The 20215-nt window shown below is 49.5% G+C and carries 15 protein-coding genes; 7 read left to right on the plus strand and 8 right to left on the minus strand.

The features are described 5' to 3' along the window. Positions 1–115 precede the first annotated feature (115 nt). Positions 116–304: a 30S ribosomal protein S21 gene (gene rpsU / locus NC980_RS06265; RefSeq protein WP_190377912.1), complete on the plus strand. Its 189-nt coding sequence runs from the start codon at positions 116–118 to the stop codon at positions 302–304. 28 nt (positions 305–332) lie between these two features. Here the strand turns inward: rpsU and NC980_RS06270 are convergent, their stop codons facing one another. After that, on the minus strand, positions 333–2363 hold the full coding sequence (locus tag NC980_RS06270; RefSeq protein WP_190377913.1) for a PAS domain-containing sensor histidine kinase: 2031 nt from the start codon (positions 2361–2363) through the stop codon (positions 333–335). A gap of 367 nt (positions 2364–2730) precedes the next feature. Here NC980_RS06270 and NC980_RS06275 point away from each other — a divergent pair, with 367 nt between their 5' ends. The 6 genes from NC980_RS06275 to NC980_RS06300 are packed head-to-tail and all read left to right on the plus strand — an operon-like array spanning position 2731 to position 9907. Further along, entirely contained in the window at positions 2731–3591 is an 861-nt protein-coding gene (locus NC980_RS06275; RefSeq protein WP_190377914.1) for an STAS domain-containing protein, read from the plus strand. A 10-nt stretch (positions 3592–3601) separates the two neighbouring features. Next, the gene (locus NC980_RS06280) at positions 3602–4018 is read left to right on the plus strand and encodes an STAS domain-containing protein (protein ID WP_190377915.1); all 417 of its coding nucleotides are present in this window, start codon (positions 3602–3604) and stop codon (positions 4016–4018) included. Beyond that, positions 4005–4403: an anti-sigma regulatory factor gene (locus NC980_RS06285; protein ID WP_190377916.1), complete on the plus strand. Its 399-nt coding sequence runs from the start codon at positions 4005–4007 to the stop codon at positions 4401–4403. The genes NC980_RS06280 and NC980_RS06285 overlap by 14 nt, the downstream gene beginning before the upstream one ends. 35 nt (positions 4404–4438) lie before the next feature. Continuing rightward, complete coding sequence (locus NC980_RS06290; protein WP_190377917.1) at positions 4439–5440, plus strand: ATP-binding SpoIIE family protein phosphatase; 1002 nt, start codon at positions 4439–4441, stop codon at positions 5438–5440. Continuing rightward, positions 5437–7566: an ATP-binding protein gene (locus tag NC980_RS06295; protein WP_190377918.1), complete on the plus strand. Its 2130-nt coding sequence runs from the start codon at positions 5437–5439 to the stop codon at positions 7564–7566. Before NC980_RS06290 ends, NC980_RS06295 begins: the two co-directional genes overlap by 4 nt. 10 nt (positions 7567–7576) lie before the next feature. After that, positions 7577–9907 (plus strand): response regulator, encoded by a 2331-nt coding sequence (locus tag NC980_RS06300; RefSeq protein WP_190377919.1) that lies wholly within the window; start codon positions 7577–7579, stop codon positions 9905–9907. A 62-nt stretch (positions 9908–9969) separates the two neighbouring features. Here NC980_RS06300 and NC980_RS06305 read toward each other — a convergent pair whose 3' ends face one another. From NC980_RS06305 to NC980_RS06335, 7 genes are read right to left on the minus strand one after another with little or no spacing between them, the layout of a single operon-like run. After that, entirely contained in the window at positions 9970–13530 is a 3561-nt protein-coding gene (locus NC980_RS06305) for a trifunctional glycosyltransferase/class I SAM-dependent methyltransferase/polysaccharide deacetylase (RefSeq protein WP_190377920.1), read from the minus strand. Beyond that, entirely contained in the window at positions 13527–14795 is a 1269-nt protein-coding gene (locus NC980_RS06310) for an ABC transporter ATP-binding protein (RefSeq protein WP_199298606.1), read from the minus strand. Before NC980_RS06310 ends, NC980_RS06305 begins: the two co-directional genes overlap by 4 nt. Further along, complete coding sequence (locus NC980_RS06315; RefSeq protein WP_190377921.1) at positions 14796–15584, minus strand: ABC transporter permease; 789 nt, start codon at positions 15582–15584, stop codon at positions 14796–14798. Then, entirely contained in the window at positions 15581–16816 is a 1236-nt protein-coding gene (locus NC980_RS06320) for a glycosyltransferase (protein WP_190377922.1), read from the minus strand. Before NC980_RS06320 ends, NC980_RS06315 begins: the two co-directional genes overlap by 4 nt. An 11-nt stretch (positions 16817–16827) precedes the next feature. Further along, positions 16828–17754 (minus strand): class I SAM-dependent methyltransferase, encoded by a 927-nt coding sequence (locus tag NC980_RS06325; protein ID WP_199298607.1) that lies wholly within the window; start codon positions 17752–17754, stop codon positions 16828–16830. A 37-nt stretch (positions 17755–17791) separates the two neighbouring features. Next, positions 17792–19033 carry a glycosyltransferase family A protein gene (locus tag NC980_RS06330; protein WP_190377924.1) on the minus strand — a complete coding sequence of 414 codons (1242 nt, stop codon included), beginning with the start codon at positions 19031–19033 and terminating at the stop codon, positions 17792–17794. After that, a complete protein-coding gene (locus tag NC980_RS06335) occupies positions 19030–20214 on the minus strand; it encodes a glycosyltransferase (protein ID WP_190377925.1) in 1185 nt (394 codons plus the stop codon). Before NC980_RS06335 ends, NC980_RS06330 begins: the two co-directional genes overlap by 4 nt. Between the last annotated feature and the right edge of the window lies 1 nt (position 20215).

Raw genomic sequence — 20215 nt, forward strand, 5'->3', positions numbered from 1 at the left:
CTTGTGCTGTGCGTGAGTAGCGCTCTGAGTGCTCAAAGTTAAGACTGGTAAGAGGCTACTTAATCGTGAGTAGCCTTTTTTATCGGCATTTATACAATATTCGCGAGGACATTAGATGACCCAAGTTATTCCGGGTGAGAATGAAGGAATTGAGTCAACCCTGCGTCGATTCAAGCGCGAAGTTTCTAAAGCGGGCATTTTTCCAGATATGAGAAAACATCGCTTTTTTGAAACACCGATCGAGAAACGGAAGCGCAAGGCGCTGGCAAAGCATCGACAGTTCAAGAGAAAGCCCCGGTATTAATCAGATTAGCTGTGGCTTCGATGTTGCTCTAACCGCAGGGCAACTTCAGCGTAAAGGTCGCACCCTGATTGATGCCTGGGCTTGTTGCTTCAACCGTTCCTCCATGTAGCTCAGCCAGATAGCGCACTAATGCTAACCCTAGCCCCAATCCGCCGTAACTTCGAGTCAGCGTACTGTCCTCTTGACGAAAGCGATCGAAGACATACGGCAAAAAGCTTGGATCAATTCCTCTTCCACTGTCGCTAATCTGAATGTGAATGAACTGATCCACTCGCATCAAGGTCACTTCTATCTTGCCTTCAGGCGGTGTAAACTTCACCGCGTTGCACATTAAATTCCACAGTATCTGGCGCAGTCGATTGGGATCGCAGACGAGTCGATCGACCGTCGGATCAAGCTGGGTGTGAATATGAATGCGTTTCGCTTGAGCCGCCGGACGAATGGTATCAATAACGGCTGTAATTACAGTGCTGACATCGGTTGGTGACATTTGCAACTGGAGTCTGCCTTGCACGACCCGCGCCATGTCTAGCATATCCTCCAAGATTTGCGCTTGTGCTTCTGCGTTACGTTCGAGCGCATCCATGCCACGTGCCACCATCTCAGGATTGAGCGATCGAGATTGAAACAAGCGAATCCAGCCCAGTACAGAGTTAAGCGGAGTCCGGATCTCGTGCGACAAAATGGTCAAGAATTCGTCTTTGGTACGGTTGGCGGCTTCAGCTTTGGTGCGGGCGGCTTGTTCAAGCTGGAGTAATCGATCGCGCTCCTCCTGCATCTGGCGATATTCTGTAATCTCAAAGCTGACTCCACTCATGCGAATGGCTTGTCCGGTTTCGTTATAGAAACACCGTCCTTTCGAGGCGATCCAATGCACACTCTGATCCGCCCAAACAATCCGAAACTCATCGTAATAGTTCTGTTGCGCCTCGATCGTTTGATTTAGATGGTGCTGCACTCGCGATCGATCATCTGGGTGAACCCGCAATAAGAAGGTCTCACGCGTTCCACTAAACGCTTCCGCAGCAATACCAAAGAGTTTTCTTTGCTGATCGCACCATTGCAGCAGATTCTGGTGCACATTCCAATCCCAGCACCCTAAATGAGCCGCCTCCTGCGCCATTTCTAGCCAGACTTCCCGGTCTTCGACGACCGCTTCCGCTTGCTGATAATCTTGCTGAATGCGAGTTAAAAGCGAAATACTCCAGCCGATCAGCAAGGTAAAGATGACAGCCGTTTTTAGCGTCAGAAACGACAAATTGAAAATTGTATCTTCTGGAGTTTGGGGTTGTCCCCAGAGTGTGACAAACGCTTCGAGAATTGCAAGCGCGATCGCGGCTTGCAACAGTTGACACACCATGCCTTCGCTCGATCCCTCGCTGATTTGGATCACTCGCATCACGGCTTCATCGAGATGCAGCGCCTGAATTCCTGCACCCAGAATCAGAAACGTGAGTGCGGTTGCCAGTGCCATTTTTGGGACGGGATACAGCGAGGGCAAGCCGATCGGATGCACATTGTTGAGGAGTGCATTGACTGCGATGAGTGCGACAGCCAACGTGAGCACTTGAGCGACACGCTGCCAGGTGCGATCGGTTCGACTCGAAGACAATAGCGCACTGCCAATGAAGACAAAGTTCAGTCCGGTGCTCATTGCCGTTGGACGAATGGTGCTATCAAGTTGGAAGTCTACCAAAGGCGTTATCCAGTGTTGATCAAGCTGCCAGCCTGAGATAGTTGTGATTAAGCTCAAAAGCCCGAAAGCAATCACGACGATCGCCAATATTTGCGAAATCCGTTGCGTGGCTTGATGCCGATGTCGCCATTTTAAGCAACCCAGCGACAGGGCTGCGATCATAAACACGATCGCGCTCTGGATGCTCATGGGGGCAAGGTCATCGGCAAAGCTGCCCATCAGTAAGGGTAAGTGCAGTTGCCATCCCATAAGGACACTCAAACCGATGCAAAACACGATCGCGCTACTGGCGATCGCGCCTCGCTGAAAGAGTTTGGTCAGATCGAGATGCGCGGTTTGATGCAGAGGGGCAAGGTTTGTCATAAAGGTCTACGCAACGCATCTTGCTTAACAAGCAAAGTAGTCTTATTGCTCAATTTAGGGTGTAATTGCCAACACTACATCCACCGGGGAAGGGAAGGTTGCTGCGATGGTTATCTTTCCAAGTGTTGATCAACCTGATTGTTGGGGTGTGATCGTTGCTGCTGAGCAGACTTTATCCGTTGTCTAAATTTTCTAAATTTATAGATTGCGGTCTGAGGGCTTGTATTTCAGCTGTCTCGACCTCACTCAATCGCCTGTGGCTTTGTACAAGCTGGATCACACTGAAAGCTTATGAAAAATGGTTCACTCCATCCCGATGGGCTGAAGCAGTCCTACACTAAAGCTTGGACTATGAGAAGATGCTCCCATGGATATGACGAGTCGCAGTACGATCCCGGAAATTCTCGAAGCCTATGAAACAGACTTGCTAGCAGAGTGGAGTCGAGAACTGGCGATCGCGAACAATCGCGGGGGGCTAATCAAAGAAGCAGAAATGCAAGAGGAATGCCGCGAATTTCTCAATGTGCTTCGGAGCGCTGTTCAGCACAATAATCTGACAAATCTTCAAGCTTCAGAGTGGCGCGACGTGCGGGAAATGGTGGAAAGCGTGGCACGATCGCGCTTGCAAAAAGGCTTCACGCCAACTGAAACGGCGATGTTTGTGTTTTCGTTCAAGCAACCTCTGTTCGATCGAATGCGTCAGCATCTCACAGATTCGGCTGCATTAAGTGAGGAAATTTGGCAAGCCACCACTTTGCTGGATCAACTCGGATTACTGGCGATGGAAGCGTATCAAAAGTCGCGGGAAAAAGTGATTCAGCGCCAGCAGGAAGAGTTGCTTGAGCTTTCTACGCCCGTTGTAAAACTTTGGGACGGGATTCTCGCTCTGCCGGTTATTGGGACGCTCGATAGCGCTCGGACTCAGACGGTGATGGAGTCCCTGCTCCAAGCGATCGTTGAGACTGGATCAGAAGTTGCGATTATCGATATTACTGGGGTTCCGACCGTCGATACTCTCACCGCTCAACACTTGCTTAAAACCGTGACTGCGGCTCGATTAATGGGGGCAGACTGTATTATCAGCGGCATTCGTCCTCAAATTGCTCAAACGATCGTGTATCTCGGCATCGATTTAACTAATGTGATCACAAAAGCCACGTTAGCCGATGCGTTTCGAGTGGCACTGACGCGAGTGGGAGCGACGATCGTCCGCACCTCGGCGAAATAGGAGAAATCGCATGGAACGCATTTCTATCCTGCAAATGGGCAACTTTCTCTTGGTTACAATCCAGGTTGATATGCACGATCGTTTAGCCCTAACGCTACAGGATGACTTAACGACCCGTATCTCTGAAACTTCGGCGCATGGGGTTCTGATTGATATTTCTGCCTTGGAGATTGTGGATTCTTTTATCGGCAGGGTTTTAAGCAACATTGCGAAAATGTCGCGAGTGTTGGATGCTGAAACCGTCGTGGTTGGAATGCAGCCCGCCGTGGCAATTACTCTGGTAGAGTTGGGATTATCGCTAACCGGAATTCGGACTGCCCTAAACATAGAAAAAGGCATGGCACTGCTCCGATCGTCACCGAATAAACTTGCCAATCCTCCAATCGTCGAGCGTGGACGGAGTGTACACGACGATGAAGAAGACTGAAACGGTACCGATTGCATCTTCTACAGACGTGATTTTAGTGCGACAAGCTGTGCGCCAGTCTGCGATCGCGATCGGTTTCGGCTTAGTGGATCAAACTAAAATTGTCACCGCCGCGAGTGAACTTGCCCGCAACACCCTAGATTATGGCGGTGGCGGACTGATGAAGCTAGAAACGCTGGAGACAGAAGGACGCAGAGGACTCCGGCTCACTTTTGAAGATCAAGGTTCGGGCATTCCGGATATTGAACTAGCGCTCAAAGATGGATTCACCACGGGGAGTGGATTAGGAATGGGATTGGGTGGCGCTAAACGATTGGCGAATGAGTTTGTGATTGAATCTGCGATCGGCCAAGGAACGCGGGTGACGATCGTTCGATGGAAATAACGGAGATTTAATTGGGGATGCGTCAGAATTAGGGCATGAGAAAATCGATCGCCATTGCAATCACTGAGTCCAGTCAAATGGGAGAAGCGCGACGGGTGGCTCTGCACTTGGCAACTCGTTTCGGGTTTAAAGAAGTCGAGCGGGGCAGGGTTGGCATTGTCGTGACTGAGGTTGCGAGTAATCTGCTACAGCACGCCCAGGGAGGCGTAATTGTGCTGCGGGCGATCCAAGAACCTACGATCGGCATTGAAGTTTTAGCCCTGGATAAAGGGTCTGGAATGATTGATGTAGATCAGTGTTTACAAGATGGCTTTTCGACCGCTGGAACCGCAGGCAACGGATTAGGCGCGGTTCGTCGTCTTTCTGATTTGTTTGAAATTTACTCGACTCCTGGCTCTGGAACCGCAATTCTCGCGCAGCTTTGGTCAGAACCGCTTTCCCAGCCACCCAAGATCCTATTAGAAATCGGAGCAGTCTGTTTACCGAAGCGCGGCGAGGAAGTTTCTGGAGATGCTTGGGCAAACCAAATCGAACCGCATCGCAGCGTATTGCTAATGGCAGATGGGTTAGGGCATGGATGTGCGGCGGCTAATGCCTCTTCAGCCGCCGTCAGAATGCTAGAGGAAAATTATCAGCGATCGCCCCATGAAATCGTCGAGGCGGCACATCAAGCTTTGCGAAGTACACGCGGAGCGGTATTGGCGATCGCTGAAATTAATTTTGATCAGCAATCAGTTCGCTACGCGGGCATCGGTAACATTGCAACCAGCATCTCTTCGTTTACCGAGCATTACAATCTGGTGTCGCACAATGGCACCGTTGGGCATGAAGTCCGCAAAATTCAGGAGTTTGCTCATCCCTGGTATCCGAACGGATTATTGATTATGCACTCTGACGGATTGGGGACGCAGTGGAGGCTCGATCGTTATCCTGGGCTGCGCCAGAAACATCCCAGTCTGATCGCGGGGGTATTGTATCGAGACTTTAACCGCGATCGAGATGACGTGACCGTACTGGTGGCAAGAGAAGCACGATGAGGGTTGTTTTATTCACGCTCAGAGTTCACTACGAACAAGATGTCGTACAGGCGCGGCAACGAACCCGCGAACTTGCCGATCGCTTAGGATTTGATCCGCAAGATCAAACACGACTGGCAACGGCAGTTTCAGAAATTAGCCGCAATGCGTTTCAATATGCCGGGGGCGGAACCGTTGAATTCTATCTAGATGGAAATCCTCAGACCTTTTTGATTCGGATTTGGGATCAGGGTCAGGGCATTCCGCATCTCGCAGAAGTGTTGGTAGGACGCTACACCTCCCAAACAGGGATGGGGCTTGGCATCCTGGGTACGCGCCGATTGATGGAGCGCTTTGAGATAGAATCGCAGCCCACCGGAACTACGATCGTCATGAGCAAAACGCTGCCGAAGCGAGCGACTCCGCTGACTGAAGCGCAATTGCAGCAGATTCGGGATGATATGATCGAGCGATCGCCCCAGAATCCTTACGAAGAGATCCAGCGCCAAAATCAGGAACTGCTGCAAGCGATGGCAGAACTGCGCCAGCGCGAAGAAGAACTAATTCAACTCAATCGGGAGCTAGAAGATACCAATCGCGGCGTGCTGGCTCTGTACGCCGAACTCGATGAAAAGGCGGACTCTCTACAACAGGCAAACGAACTCAAAACCCGCTTTCTCTCGAATATGAGTCATGAGTTTCGGACACCGTTAAATTCGATCCTCTCGTTGTCTCGGATACTGCTCAACCACTTAGACGGAGACTTAACCTCAGAGCAAGCAAAACAAGTGACCTTTATCCAAAAGGCGGCAGACGGATTATCTGTTCTAGTCAACGATCTACTGGATCTAGCAAAGGTAGAAGCTGGAAAAGTCGAAGTCCATCCCAGTGCATTTGAGGTCAGCGACTTGTTCGGCACGATGCGGGGAATGTTGCGCCCCTTGCTGGTGCAAAATAGCCCTGTGGTGCTGATTTTTGAAGAACCGATCGGATTACCGCCGCTCTATAGCGATGAAGGGAAAGTCGCGCAAATTTTGAGAAATTTTGTCTCGAATTCGCTCAAGTTCACCGATCGAGGTGAAGTGCGAGTGACGGCAGCGCGAACGGGTCAGACGATTACCTTTTCTGTATCAGATACCGGAATCGGGATTGCCCCTGAAGACCAAGAGCGAGTTTTTGAAGATTTCGTGCAAATCGAGTCTGATCTGCAAAAGCGAACCAAAGGAACAGGACTCGGATTGCCGCTTACTCGGAAGTTAACAGAGCTATTGGGCGGTAGTGTTACAGTCATCAGCGAACTGGGAAAAGGCTCAACTTTTTCAGCCTCGATCCCGATCGTTTATCCCCACACTACCGAACTCACCTCTTCGCTGCAAACGATCGCGCCGCTCCAACCCGCTCGACTGCCGATTCTGGTGATCGAAGACCATACCGAAACGCTGTTTATTTATGAAAAACACCTGCAAGGCTCGCACTATCAGCTAATTTCAGCCCGTTCTCTAGAGCAAGCGAGATCCGTTTTACAGCAGATTCTACCTGCTGCGATCGTGCTGGATATCCTGCTCGAAGGGCAAAACGGCTGGACGTTTCTCAAAGAAATTAAAGGCGATAGTACCACCTGCAAGATTCCCGTCATCGTCGCGACTGTGGTTGATAACGAGAAACAGGCACTTGCGCTCGGAGCTGATGGATTTTTGATTAAGCCCGTAGACAAATTGCCGATGCTGAATAAACTGAATCGGTTAATTAATGCGGGTATACCTCAAAAACTGCTCCTAATTGACGATGATTCCTCTCATCGCTATGTGATAAAGCAATTATTGTCCGATACACCACTGCAAGTTTTAGAAGCTGCAAGTGGACAAGAAGGACTTGCCTTGGCGACGCTCGAATCGCCAGCCGCAATTCTGCTTGATCTGGAACTGCCCGATATGAGAGGGTTTGATGTCCTCGACCGACTCCAGCAAAGTCCCACTGCTCAATTAATTCCTGTTATCATCCATTCATCCGTCCAATTGGATGCGGAAACGCAGAGCAATTTAAGCAAGCAGGGGATCGCAATTGTTTCCAAAGAAACGACTGCCCAAGCAGAATCTTCCCAACTTCGAGAGGCACTGATCAAAGCCAGACTGGTTCTAGATACTTAAGGGAGATTTCATGGTTGAGTCACGAGTCACGATTCTGCATATCGACGACAACGAAACGACTCGTTACATCGTGACGCGAGTTCTGCAAGAAGAGGGGTACATCGTCATTGGGGCAGAAACCGGAGCCGCAGGACTCCAAGCGATCGAGGAGCATCAGCCCGCGCTTGTAATTCTGGATGTGAAGTTGCCCGACCTCAACGGCTTTGAAGTCTGTCGCCAGATTAAGTCAAATCCCGAAACTGCCTTTATTCCGGTGCTGCATCTCTCAGCCAGTTTTGTCAAAAGTCAAGATAAAGCCGAAGGACTCGATAGCGGTGCCGATGGCTACCTCGTTCAGCCCGTTGAATCGATCGAACTGTTAGCGACGGTGCGATCGCTGCTGCGAACTCGTCGCGCTGAAGAAACAGCCTTTTCTCTGGCGCGAGAATGGCAAACAACGTTTGATGCAATCAATGATAGTGTGTGTTTATTAGACTCGGAAGGCAGATCTCTGCGCTGTAATCGAGCGATGAGCCAGCTTTTTTGTAAGCCTGCTGAAGAGATCGTAGGCTGTCTTCATTATGAACTTCTACAAGCAGAACTGGGAATCGGTGACGGTACCTGCTTTCGTCTGGCTAGAGAAACACATCAGCGTCAAGTCACAGAACTTCAGGCAGAGGCACGCTGGCTTGCCAAAACCGTTGATCCGATCTTCAATTCGCAGGGAAAGTTTACCGGTGCGGTTCTCATCCTGTCGGATATTACCGCCGCGAAGCACCGCGAAGCAGAACGCAAACAAGCCGAAGCAGACCTGCGAGAGAGTGAAGAGCTAAAGCAACGAATTTTAGAGAGCACTCATGACTGCATCAAAGTTCTAGACTTAGATGGGCGAATCTTGTACTTAAATAAAGGCGGCTTGCAGCTTCTCGGAATAGATCAGCTTGAGTCTGTCCTCGGTACCAGTTGGCTCACCTTTTGGCAAGGCGAAGACCAACAAAAGGCAAGCACTGCGATTGAGTTAGCTCAAGCGGGCAGCGTGGGACAGTTTAACGGCTATTGCCCAACCAGAAAAGGTCAGCCAAGATGGTGGGATGTGATCGTTTCTGCAGTGCGAAGTCCAGCCGGACAGGTTTCGCAACTGTTAGTTGTGTCACGCGACATTACCAAACAAAAGCAAGCGGAAGCGGAACGTGAACAGCTTCTAGCGAGTGAGCAAGGGGCGCGGCAGCAAGCGGAAACCGCCAACCGCATCAAAGACGAGTTCTTGGCGGTGTTATCGCATGAATTACGTTCTCCGCTCAATCCGATTCTCGGCTGGTCAAGTCTGCTTCGCAAAGGTCGTTTAGATGCTGAAAGAACGGCTCATGCGCTAGAAACGATCGAGCGCAACGCCCAACTACAAGTTCAACTGATTGAAGACCTGCTCGATGTTTCCCGGATTCTTCAAGGCAAACTCCAGCTCAATCCGGTAGCGATCGATCTCGCGGTGATCATTCGTGCAGCGCTGGAAACTGTGCGACTAGCAGCAGAAGCCAAATCAATTCAGATTCAAACACATCTGGATTTAGAGGTGGGGCAAGTGCTGGGGGATTCGGCTCGTCTTCAGCAAGTGGTCTGGAACTTGCTAACCAACGCGATTAAGTTCACGCCGGAAGGGGGACAAGTCGAGATCGAGTTACAGCAGCTTGGAACACACGCTCAGATGCAGGTACGAGACACCGGAAAAGGCATTCATCCAGAGTTTCTACCGTATGTGTTTGAATACTTTCGCCAAGAGGACGGAGCGACGACGCGCAAGTTCGGGGGATTAGGGTTAGGACTCGCGATCGTGCGGCGATTGGTCGAGTTACACGGCGGGACAGTGAGGGTCGAAAGTGCAGGTGAAGATCAAGGCGCTACGTTCATGGTGCGGTTGCCGCTCCTGAAGCAATCAATGCAGTTAGACAGTAACCCTGATGATGCACGGTTAACAGATGATGAAGCTTCGCTGAGCGGGTTAAAGATCGTGATCGTAGACGATGAGCCTGATTCGCGTGATTTTGTTGCCTTTGTGCTGGAGCAAGCCGGTGCCGAAATCGTGGCATTATCCTCGGCAAGCGAAGTGCTGCGATCGATTTTGCACATTCAACCTGATTTGCTCGTCAGCGATATCGGAATGCCAGAGGTCGATGGGTATATGCTGATTGAATCGATCCGCACTCAGCTACCTGCTCCGGCTTCTCAAGTGCGTGCGATCGCGCTAACTGCTTACGCGGGGGAAGCAAATGAACGTCAAGTGTTAAATGCTGGGTTTCAAAAGCACTTATCGAAACCCATTAATCCGGCTGAGTTAGTTGCGACAGTCTCGCGGTTAGCCCGATGAACGATCGTTGAGGGTGAAGGCAGAATGGCTCTGCATTTATGACAACATTACTTCAAACTGTTTTAGAGGGTGATAGAAGAGATTTTTGTGATAAAGCTTTTTAGAGTGTCTGAACCCGCTATCTCAATTCGAGGTAACGCCATCAAGGAATCTTGAAACCTAGCGAATTCAGTGCTGCAAGATAACCCAAAGGTATACCCACAAGCTCCAATTAGATGTTGAACGACTGGATCGACATCGCCATAAGGATAAGCAAACGCTCGGATCGGTCTACCTAACTGCTGCTCTAAGATGGAACGCGATCGCAATCCTTCCTCAACAATCTCAGTCGAAGAAAGCGCTGTCAGTGGACGATGGCTGAAAGAATGCGACCCAAATTCTACTCCTTCTGCCTGAAGCTGTCTGATCTGCTGCCACCCCAATAATGGCACTGCTTCCGAGTAGGCTTGATCCCACAGATTTGATCGACCCACCGCTTGGGCAGCGAGAAATACCGTCGCCGAGAAGCCGTATTGTTTCAGTAGCGGCCATGCCTCTAAGAAATCTTCATAGCCATCGTCAAAGGTCAGCAGAATTGCCCGACCTGGTAACGGCGTGTTGGTTAGGGTGGCACGGTGCCACGCTTCCAAAGTGATGCTGTAGTAACCTGCATCGTGTAGATAGCTTAGTTGCTCCGCAAAGTCTTGAGGAGTGATGCGCCAGCGATCGAGTTTGGCTGAACCTACCGCAGCAATGCGGTGATACATCAAAATGGGTAGGCGCTCGGTTACGATTGTAGATGGGTTTCGATAAGGCTGCCCGCCCTGCCAAAGAATCGACGAAGCAACCCGCTCGGGTGGAGCAGTCGGCTGCGGCAGTTCAACAATTTGGGGAAGCCGACGCGGCAAAAGCTGAATGCGGGAACGCCGCTGAAAAAGCTGAATCCGGTAAAGTGGGGTGTGAATTTCTTTTACGAGATCAAGCAATTCGACTTGAGCAAACGCATCGCCAATGCCCTTGGCACCAAAGGGATGATCCCAGCTAAACCCAGCCCGATTGGGTTCATCAACCACGAGATTCGCGTGGGCATGAAGAAAATATCCTTCTGGTTCTAATGCCTCAGCAACCTTGTAAGCAAATGACCGTAACGTTTCTCGATCTTTCAGATAGTACAAAACCTCGCTACAGATAATCAGAGGAAAGGTTCCAGGAATCGGATCACAGCTCAGATCAAGACGCATAAAGCGAATGTTCTTTGCGCCAGTACATCGCTCTGCGGCTCGATCGATCGCAACCTGCGAGATGTCAGCGGCGAGCAAGTCTTGCACACGCAACCCAAGCTGTACGGTAAAGTGTCCCTCTGCACAAGCTAATTCCAAGGCACGTGGAAACCTAGCTTTCGGCAGTAGAGAAAGGGTTTGCTCGTACTTGATTTGCTCGTATGCGGAGGTATATTTCCAGGGATCAGGTTGAGTGGCAAATAGCGTTTCAAAGTGATTTCGAGCATTGAATGAGCTAGAGGTTGACAAATTTTTCTGATCAGTCTGAGGAGTTCTGAGTGGCTGGGAAAAGTGCGATCGTGCAATCAAATCCGGAGCATAGATGACTCGATCGATCAACTCAGGATTTGACGGAGCCAATCTTGCGGTAGAGCTTTGCAGCAGCAAAGGGACAACTGCTGTGGGCAAATTTGCACGTCGCGAAGCACTGGTTGCAATGGCAGCAGGGTAATGACTAATCACCAGACTAGAATCAGGAAACGATTGGGAGGCGAAGAATTGGGTAGAAGATTGAGCAGCTTTGCGGCTTTGGGCTGCTTCCGCCAAGCGCTGCTGCAAGGGGATAGCGTCTGTGAGAGAACGTCCCACAAGTGCCTCACGAACACTCGCAATACAAAGTTCTACGCCTGCCTCTAGCATCACCGCACATCTTAAGGCTTGAGCAGAAATCAAATTTTGCTCAACTGGAACCGTAAAAGCTCCGATCGCCATGCCGCCGATCGTTATCACAATTTCTAGTGCTGAATGGGTTGTTTCAATCTCTGGAAGTTCTGCACTGACTTCCAGTATGTAACAAGGCTCGGTGACGAGAATCCGCTTCGTCGATGCTTCCTGAAGCAGTGGATCATAAAGCTGTCTACTAGACCAGTTCGGGCGATTCCAAAGTTCGCGGAGAAAGATTGTCCAGCCGTTTTGGTCATGAAAGGTTTGTCGATCGAGCTGCGCTTCAGGGATATGACGATAGCAGGTATTCTTGAAGAAGCGGCCTAAGATTGCCCAGAAAAAATGGAAGGTTTGTCGATCGAGCTGCGCTTTAGGGATATGACGATAGCAGGTATTCTCGAAGAAGCGACCTAAGATTGCCCAGAAAAATCGGGATGCGATCGCATCCACTAATACAGCGCGATCAACTTGACGATCGCAAATTGGTAGTTCGATCGTTCCCAGTCGGGTTTCTTCGAGTTCAATCACAGCGTACAATCGCTCTGCATGACTTGGAGCTATAATGTTCGCAATCTGTTGAGTTACCTCAACTCGGACAGCATGAGTTGCTCCGATCGTCACAGGTTCAGTGATTTTAGTCTGATCTGCAATAAACCGCTCTAAAATAGTCCTAACTCGACGCGCTAATCCGGGCACCTGAACTCGTTCTTCAAGGGCAAATAAGAAATCTTGCAGTAGATCTTCTACGCGGAACCAGAGCTTCAAACTGTTTTCTGGTGGCTGGCAAGCCGAAGATAGTAGCCCTTCCGCGAGACAGGATGCAATTGTAGTCGCATCTAAACCTATGCCCAAATCTGCTGAAATCGATGCGAGTAACGACTTCGAATTCTCACCTTGCTCCAGAAACATTCCTGTTAACCAACTCAGATAGTAGAGTTGCTTCAGCGGTAATTGTTCGGCGGGCTGACCCTTGAGAAATCGGGGCTGAGGATAAGGCACTCGCGGATCGGCAAGGTGTCCTTGCTCGATGATCTGCATTGCATCTTTGAACATCTGCATTCTTTGTCGAGAGAGCGAATTAGACCTCATTCGATGGAAAGCCATGACCTTGTTCACTGCGCCAAAGCGTACCGTCGATCGAGCAATGCGTTGCCACAAATCCCAATCTTCACAAGTTTGCCGTGAAGCATCAAATCCCCCGACTGATAGAACAACTTCACGACGGACGAGGCAGGCATGAATGATAAAAGGGCTGCGTCCAGACGAAATTTCAAACAAGTTGTCTAATGCAAGCGCTTGCTTTCGGTTGACTTCAGTTCCTTCTGGGGTAACTTGAGCCCAACCGCAACAAACCGCATCTAAAGTCGGATCACGCTCGATCGCGGCAGTCATTTCTGCGAGATAATCCGATGCAATCCAATCGTCCGAATCTAGACATAGAAGCCAAGGCGATCGAGCAAGATCAATGCCTGTGTTCCGAGCGGCACTAACGCCTCGTTGTGATTGCTGTACCACTCGAATTCGCGAATCCTCGGCTGCAATCTGAGCAGCGATCGTATAAGTTTCGTCGGTTGATCCGTCATCGACGACGATCGCTTCCCAGTTGGAATAGGATTGATTCTGTAAGGATTTTAGAGCGTGAGCGATCGTGTCTGCTGCATTATGAGCAGGAATAATTACAGAAGTATTAGAGCCGTTCATCTTAAGACTTTACCGGGTGAACGAGTATGAGAAGAATGAATGCTTTGCAGCTTCCAATTAGCAGGAGGATGCAAAATTCCCTGAGCCTTGAGCGAGGTTTGCACGAGGAGTGAGTAGGCTTGCCAATGATAATCGTAAGCATATGCCCAGTCTTTTTCGTAAACTCCTACATCGATAAAATACTGTCCTTGGTTTAAGTCCAATCGATCTAGAGAAAGTGACAACTTTCCTTGACCTTCAATGTAAGGGATAGAAAGTTGCTGAGATTTAGTATTGAAATCGCAGCAGAGTGTACTATCTTCGTGGTGAATTGAAACGCTAAAAATCGGAGATTCGATCCGGCATGGTGTCCAATATTCGATTTCAACTTGAAGCAAGTCTCCACTGCGAATTTCTGAATCAGGCAACAATCGCACCGCCGTAATCTCAACTTCCAAAGACCCAAAACGGTTTTCGTTGACGCGCAGTTCTGTTCCTGCCTCGGTGAACTGAACGGGACGAGAAGGAGTGCGCTTGCGAGTTTCTGACTGCATATCTGCTAAGTATTGTCCTGCAACGACTCCCGGTTCACCATAAGCCACCATGCGTCCTTGCTGGAGCCACAATGCTCGATCGCATAATTTCTCAATCTGATCCGGACTATGAGAGATGTAGACGATCGCGCACCCTTGAGATTTGAGCTCACGGATTCGAGCTAAACACTTCGTCTGAAATGCCAGATCGCCTACGGATAGAAACTCGTCGATCAGCAACACATCAGGATCAGTGTGAATTGCGATCGCAAAGGCTAGCCGCATTTGCATTCCGCTACTGTAGGTGCGGACTGGATTATCGATAAAGTCTTCGAGTTCAGCAAACGCCACGATCACATCAAACCGGCGGGCAACCTCTTTGCGGGTTAGCCCAGCAACCACTCCACAGATCAAGACGTTTTCACGTCCGGTTAAATCGCTGTTTAATCCGGCTCCCAAGTCGAGCAGCGCGCCAATTCGTCCATTCACTTGAACACGCCCTTGGTTTGGACGACCGACTCCGCCAATTAACTGAAGCAGGGTCGATTTGCCCGCTCCGTTTCTGCCAAGAATTCCGAGCATTTCTCCCGGAGAAACGGTAAAGCTTACATCTCGTAGTGCCCAAAATTGTCCGATCGGCTGGGTGCATCGCCAGCCAGATAGCACTGCTTCCATTAAGGTCCTTGGACGATTGGCATGATAGCGGCTAAAGCGCTTGCCTAAGTTCTGAACAATAATAATGGACTTCTGCATCTAGAGTGCCTCCACAAAGCGATCGCTCTGACACCGAAACACAAACAAGCCCACTGGTAAGCTAATTCCGACGATTAGCGCCAGAGTCAGCAAAGATTGCACATCGGGCAGGGTGCCTTGCATGAGAATGGCTCGATAAGCCCTGACCAGATGAACCATTGGGTTGAGGTTGTAGAAAAGTTGATACTGAGCCGGCAGATTCTTAAGGTCATAAAAGACCGGAGTGACATAAAACAAGAGCATGAGCACTACACCAAGCGTGTGCTGCACATCCCGGAAAGTCACATTGAGTGCTGCTAGAAAATAAGCACAGCAAACGATCAGCGCGAACTGAAGCATCTGTAGCACTGGCAACAACAACACGACAGGTTTAAGTTCAATTCCATCGAATAACAAAAATCCCAACAAAATAGGGAGCGCCAGCAGAAAATGAATTAGTCCTGTTGTAGTGGTTACGATAGGCAAGATTGCACTTGGAAAACCAGGCTGGCGAATGAGTGAACGGTTGCTAATAATCACAGCAGTTGCTTGGAACAATGAGGATTGAAACCAGTTCCAAACTAACAGTCCGGTAAACGTGAATGAAGCGTACCGGGGAACACCCGACGGCAATACCACTTGAAACACAAACGCAAATACAATGAGCTGAAGTAAAGGACTAATCAGCGTCCAAGCGACCCCTAATGCCGATCGCTTGTACAGTAATTTCATATCGCGATCTACTAATTGACGCAAAACATCAATGCGTTGCCGTAGCCTGGGAAACGACGTTCGATGAAGCGTTGTCATGATGCCACCTGAATCGTTGAAGCTGCGGTTTCTGGAACTTGAGACAGTCTGGCGACTTGCCGCGCTCGTGCTTGGGTTGCTAGGTAAGCAAACGGACTAGATAGCATTCCAGCTAATTCGGTGAGGACTAACCCACGGGGCAGCCTACGTGGAGGACGCACTAATCGAACTAAAATCCATTTGCAGAGCCAATCCCAGAGAAAGAAATAAACGATCGCCAGCCAGCTCACTGTGCCCTCTCGAAAACAGGTCAGCAAGTAGCAGCCAAAGCTCCGACCGTTATCATAAATTTGCTGCTTGAGTCCTGAGAAGTAGCGCCGATGCGTGTGCCACACGAGCATATTCGGTTCGTACAGCATCGTGTATCCCTGCGCCACAAGTCGGTGGAACAGTTCCACATCTCCCGCACCCCCGCTGGGAGTTCCTACATCTAAAGCCGGGTCAAAGGGTGCAATCCTGGTAAACAGATCGCGGCGAAACGCCATGTTTGCCCCAATCCCAAAGCTGCTCGACCATAACAATTGTCGATCGCTCAGCAGATCGCGCCGAATCAGGCGACGGTGTAGTCCATGCCCCATTCCGCCGTAATCGAATTCAAACAGAAATTGTGGCAGAGTCTCTAGTTCAGCAGGCGCAACATAGCCGCTTACTGCCATGACTTCTGGGTTCGTGAAGGCAGTGGCGATCGCGCTTAGCCAATGACGATCCACCTGAACGTCATCATCGGTAAAGGCAACGATGCCATACCGTGCTTCAGTAAGGCCCCGATTTCTTGCCCAATCTAAGCCAGGACGATCCTCGCGCACGTATCGGACAGGCAGCTCTTTGACCAGTTGATAAGTCGAGTCATCGCTGGGCGCATTATCGACCACGATCACTTCGTAAGTGGGATAGTCGAGTGCTGTCAGAGAGCGAAGACAGCGTTTCAGCTGTCCCGTTCGATTGCGTGTACAAACAACAACGCTGATCGGCTCTTGAACCGGAGGAGTTGGCTCCGTAAGTTGCTGCTGGGTTGCCATCTGAAGAATGTTTTGTCCCAACTGTTCGAGAATCGCGTGTTGAATACGATCGCTAGAAAGAACAGGGAAGTTGGACTGATCCGCAGATAGCCGAACTCGACCTACGAGTTGACCTCGATCGCGAACAAAAATCCAAAAGCTATCAAATTCTTCCCCAGCCCAGATCGGTGCAATGGGTTCTGATAATTCTAAATCAAGTACTTTAGTCGGCATCGCTCTTCGTCCTATCGTTTTCGCATCCAGAAGCTAGTGCCCGGGTTTTTCGCACACAGCGGCATTTCACGCCGTAATCGATCATGGTAGAAACATCCTAAAAAAGAGTTGAAAAGGATAATTTTGAATCGCTCGTTGTACTGCAAAAATGCTCTTAACAAATAGTTTTCGTTCCAAGCCCGACCTTGATAAATCCATTCCTTTGGATATTCAAAGGGATAGAAAATATCGTGGAGATGAATGTAAACACCAGAGTTGAGCTGCGGCAGGATTTGAAAGAAGATGCAATTGACATCGCTTCCTACTTTAGAAACATGGGTAGAGTCAATCAGTAGAATGTCTCCAGCCTCAAGCGATGTAAATACAGCAGGATCAATCTCCTGAAGCGGACTAGAAAGAACTTTAGTCTGTGCTTGATCGGATTCTTTCATCAATGACAGCAGCAATTGAGGATAAGGCTCGATAAAGGTACAGGCAATCGCACCATCGAAAAATAACTCGTTCGTATCTAGAGAAACACAAGAAGAATAGCCTGAGCCAATCTCGATGATCTTTCGAGGTTGAAGATGGCGAATCATGCAATACAACAGGATTGCTTCGCCATAAGAATAATTAGGGTTATCGAAGAAGTACCTTAAATTGCTTTGCTTGGTGTCTTGGAACGGTTGCTGTGCGTAGTAGGGTACGAGTTGCTTGAACCAATCAAGCTGCTCTTGCTCATTGAGATCAATTCCTGCTAGCTGTCGAGGCACTTCTCCAAAAATTTCGTATTCTCGGCTTCTCACCTCGTCTAAAGATGGAATCGGGGAATAGAAGTGTCCTGGCTCCCAGCCTAGTTGATAGCGTCTTAGCTGAGCATTCAAATCATTAATTTTAGCCTGCTTTGAATCAGATTTAGCAGACAACTGCTTAAGATAATGAAGCGGATTGATCAACATTGCCATGCTCCTTTTGATGATGTTTATCGCTGATGTGCTACTGCCTCATGCCCTCATCCAAGGTCAGCACTTGAAATAATGGCAAGGTGAAGTGCGTTCCTAATAGCGGGCGCAGATGAACGCCTCGAAGCCTTTCTACGCCTGCCTGTGGCGGAATTCGACCTAAAGGATAGTTACCGTAGCGAATGCGAAGACTCCCAGGGCGAATGTCATCAATTTGTTTTTCCGCAACCTCTAAGCCTTGTTGCAGATCTAGCTCGATTTCGGGATCGCGTTCGTCTGGTCGGATGAAACCGCTTTGCATCAGCGCAAATAAAGCGTTCTGCGTTTTTAGTTGATCGATCGCGCCGCGTAAGTACCAATATCCATGCAATCGCTCATTCAAGCGTTGCCAAGTGTGCCATAGGCGCAATGCCTCTAATACATCGAGACAGCTTCTGAGACCATACATCAACAGATCGGTGAGACCTGGAATCAGGAAGGTCAGCCAAATCGTCACAGCGTCAAGTCGGGTTTGGGGAGTGACATAGCAACTGAGTCGGAGCTTGTACATTAGCTCCGGATGACATCGCCCAAACTGCACATCAGCCCAGGCTTCGTTGCGTTTTCGTTGCAGTGAGCGCGTTAAATTAGTGACTTCATCGCAGTGATATCCCAGCGCTTCGGGAGCAAACGTAAAGCGTGCTCCCGACTCTATTAATCGAACACCTAGTTCATAATCCTCGCGACATTTGAATGTTGGATCAAAACCTCCAACTTGATGGAATAGCTCTGCCGCGACCGAGAAATTGCCGCTGAGTAGATCGTCATAGCTGAAGCGATGTCCGACTTCAGCTAGCGTCTGAAACTTCTCTTCCCACCAAATTCGTAAACGAATGTGAAAGAAAGCTGTCTCAGTCTGCAATTTTGGAACTAAGTAGCCAATGACGACCTGTTGGGATTGTTGATGCTGATAGATGTGCGCTTCAATTAACTGCTGAGCAGGCTGAATATCATCATCTAAAAACAGCAGGATTTTCCCGGATGCGATCGACGCGCCTTGGTTCCGCGCCGATGCCGCTCCTTGACCAGGCTGCTCTAAGTAGCGCAAGCGGAATGGAGATTGGTATTCGCGCAAAAAATCGATTGTGCCATCTTCACATCCATCCGCGACTACAATCACTTCCGTATGTTCGGATGGATAGCTTTGATTCTGTAGCGCATTGAGTAACCGCTTCAAAGACTCTAGACGGTTATGGGTTGGAATAATCACACTGATGGGTAGAGAATTGAGAGTCATAGCGTTTGGCGGTGGGTGATGAGTTGTCTACGAGCAGAAAGATAAGCCCAAGGACCGACTAGACATCCCTGTAGCTCAGCGAGAACGAGATCAAGTGGAACGCTGCCCGATTGCTGAAGTAAGGCTTTTCTCAGGTTGGGAAGCTGATCGCGCCAGAACCAGCCCAACGCAAGTTGCAAAACACTTAGCTCTCCTGCGAGCAAATGACGAGTAAATGAGGCATAAACTCCCACACCATAGCCATAGAAAGTCTGTCGCAACGCTTCCCAAGTTCGACGGTGACGATGCCAACTGAGAGCGGTTGGATCATAGATGATGCGGTATCCCGCTGTCAGAATGCGTGCAAACATTTCGTGATCTCCACCGGAACAGGTCTTTGTTCCAGCATCCAGCACCTCGTCAAAAGCACCTACCCGCTCAAGCGAACTTCGCCGTATCGCCATATTTGCTCCAGCCCCAATACATCCCACAGCCAAGGGATTTTGTTTTGTCAAATCAAAGGATTTGCGCCAGAAGCCTTTCCCAAATGGGCAATGTTGTTCAAACCATTCTTGAGCCTCGGTTTCTAGCTCTAATGGCATTGTTAAACCAGTCACACATAGCACCAATGGATCATTAAAATTGGGTAGCAGTGCGCGAAGCCAGTTTGGATCTGGAACTGCATCATCATCGGTGAACGCAACGACTTCGTGCTTTGCCTCTCGCAATGCCCGATTTCGAGCAATATCTAGTCCTGGTCGCTCTTCTCGAATGTAGCGAATGCGCTGATAGTTCTGAACGAGTTGTTGAGTGGCATCGGTTGAAGAACAGTTATCGATGACTAGAAATTCTTGTCCGTCATCGGGGAGTTGCATCAACCCATCGAGACAACGGCGTAGGTCATCAGGACGATCGCGGGTACAAACAGCAACAGTGGCTGTGGGAAGCTTCCCGGTTTCCCTCGATGTGTTCCAATTTAGGTAGTCGTGAAGCCATTGCTGCCAGTATCGTTCGCCTGCAGCGCAGATTAACTGTTCGCGCAGATTGACTCCAGAAATTTGTCCAGCGACAACAGGTAATGTTGTTTGTCCGATCGGCCGACCATTCAGGCGAATTAAAATCAATGCCTTGCTGTAATGCTCTGATACGGCGATCGTAGATGGAATATGGTTCAAATCAAGATCAAGAATCGCGGTTGCCATA

Origin of the sequence: Leptolyngbya sp. AS-A5, from assembly GCF_039962495.1 — a bacterium.
Lineage (GTDB): Bacteria > Cyanobacteriota > Cyanobacteriia > Leptolyngbyales > Leptolyngbyaceae > Leptolyngbya.

Bases quoted from the DNA above. Each gene is read 5' to 3' on its own strand.
- NC980_RS06290 (WP_190377917.1), top strand. From the start codon at position 4,439: ATGAGAAAATCGATCGCCATTGCAATCACTGAGTCCAGTCAAATGGGA.
- NC980_RS06270 (WP_190377913.1), bottom strand. From the start codon at position 2,363: ATGACAAACCTTGCCCCTCTGCATCAAACCGCGCATCTCGATCTGACC.
- rpsU (WP_190377912.1), top strand. From the start codon at position 116: ATGACCCAAGTTATTCCGGGTGAGAATGAAGGAATTGAGTCAACCCTG.
- NC980_RS06310 (WP_199298606.1), bottom strand. From the start codon at position 14,795: ATGCAGAAGTCCATTATTATTGTTCAGAACTTAGGCAAGCGCTTTAGC.
- NC980_RS06325 (WP_199298607.1), bottom strand. From the start codon at position 17,754: ATGTTGATCAATCCGCTTCATTATCTTAAGCAGTTGTCTGCTAAATCT.
- NC980_RS06300 (WP_190377919.1), top strand. From the start codon at position 7,577: ATGGTTGAGTCACGAGTCACGATTCTGCATATCGACGACAACGAAACG.
- NC980_RS06285 (WP_190377916.1), top strand. From the start codon at position 4,005: ATGAAGAAGACTGAAACGGTACCGATTGCATCTTCTACAGACGTGATT.
- NC980_RS06280 (WP_190377915.1), top strand. From the start codon at position 3,602: ATGGAACGCATTTCTATCCTGCAAATGGGCAACTTTCTCTTGGTTACA.
- NC980_RS06295 (WP_190377918.1), top strand. From the start codon at position 5,437: ATGAGGGTTGTTTTATTCACGCTCAGAGTTCACTACGAACAAGATGTC.
- NC980_RS06305 (WP_190377920.1), bottom strand. From the start codon at position 13,530: ATGAACGGCTCTAATACTTCTGTAATTATTCCTGCTCATAATGCAGCA.
- NC980_RS06315 (WP_190377921.1), bottom strand. From the start codon at position 15,584: ATGACAACGCTTCATCGAACGTCGTTTCCCAGGCTACGGCAACGCATT.
- NC980_RS06335 (WP_190377925.1), bottom strand. From the start codon at position 20,214: ATGGCAACCGCGATTCTTGATCTTGATTTGAACCATATTCCATCTACG.
- NC980_RS06330 (WP_190377924.1), bottom strand. From the start codon at position 19,033: ATGACTCTCAATTCTCTACCCATCAGTGTGATTATTCCAACCCATAAC.
- NC980_RS06275 (WP_190377914.1), top strand. From the start codon at position 2,731: ATGGATATGACGAGTCGCAGTACGATCCCGGAAATTCTCGAAGCCTAT.
- NC980_RS06320 (WP_190377922.1), bottom strand. From the start codon at position 16,816: ATGCCGACTAAAGTACTTGATTTAGAATTATCAGAACCCATTGCACCG.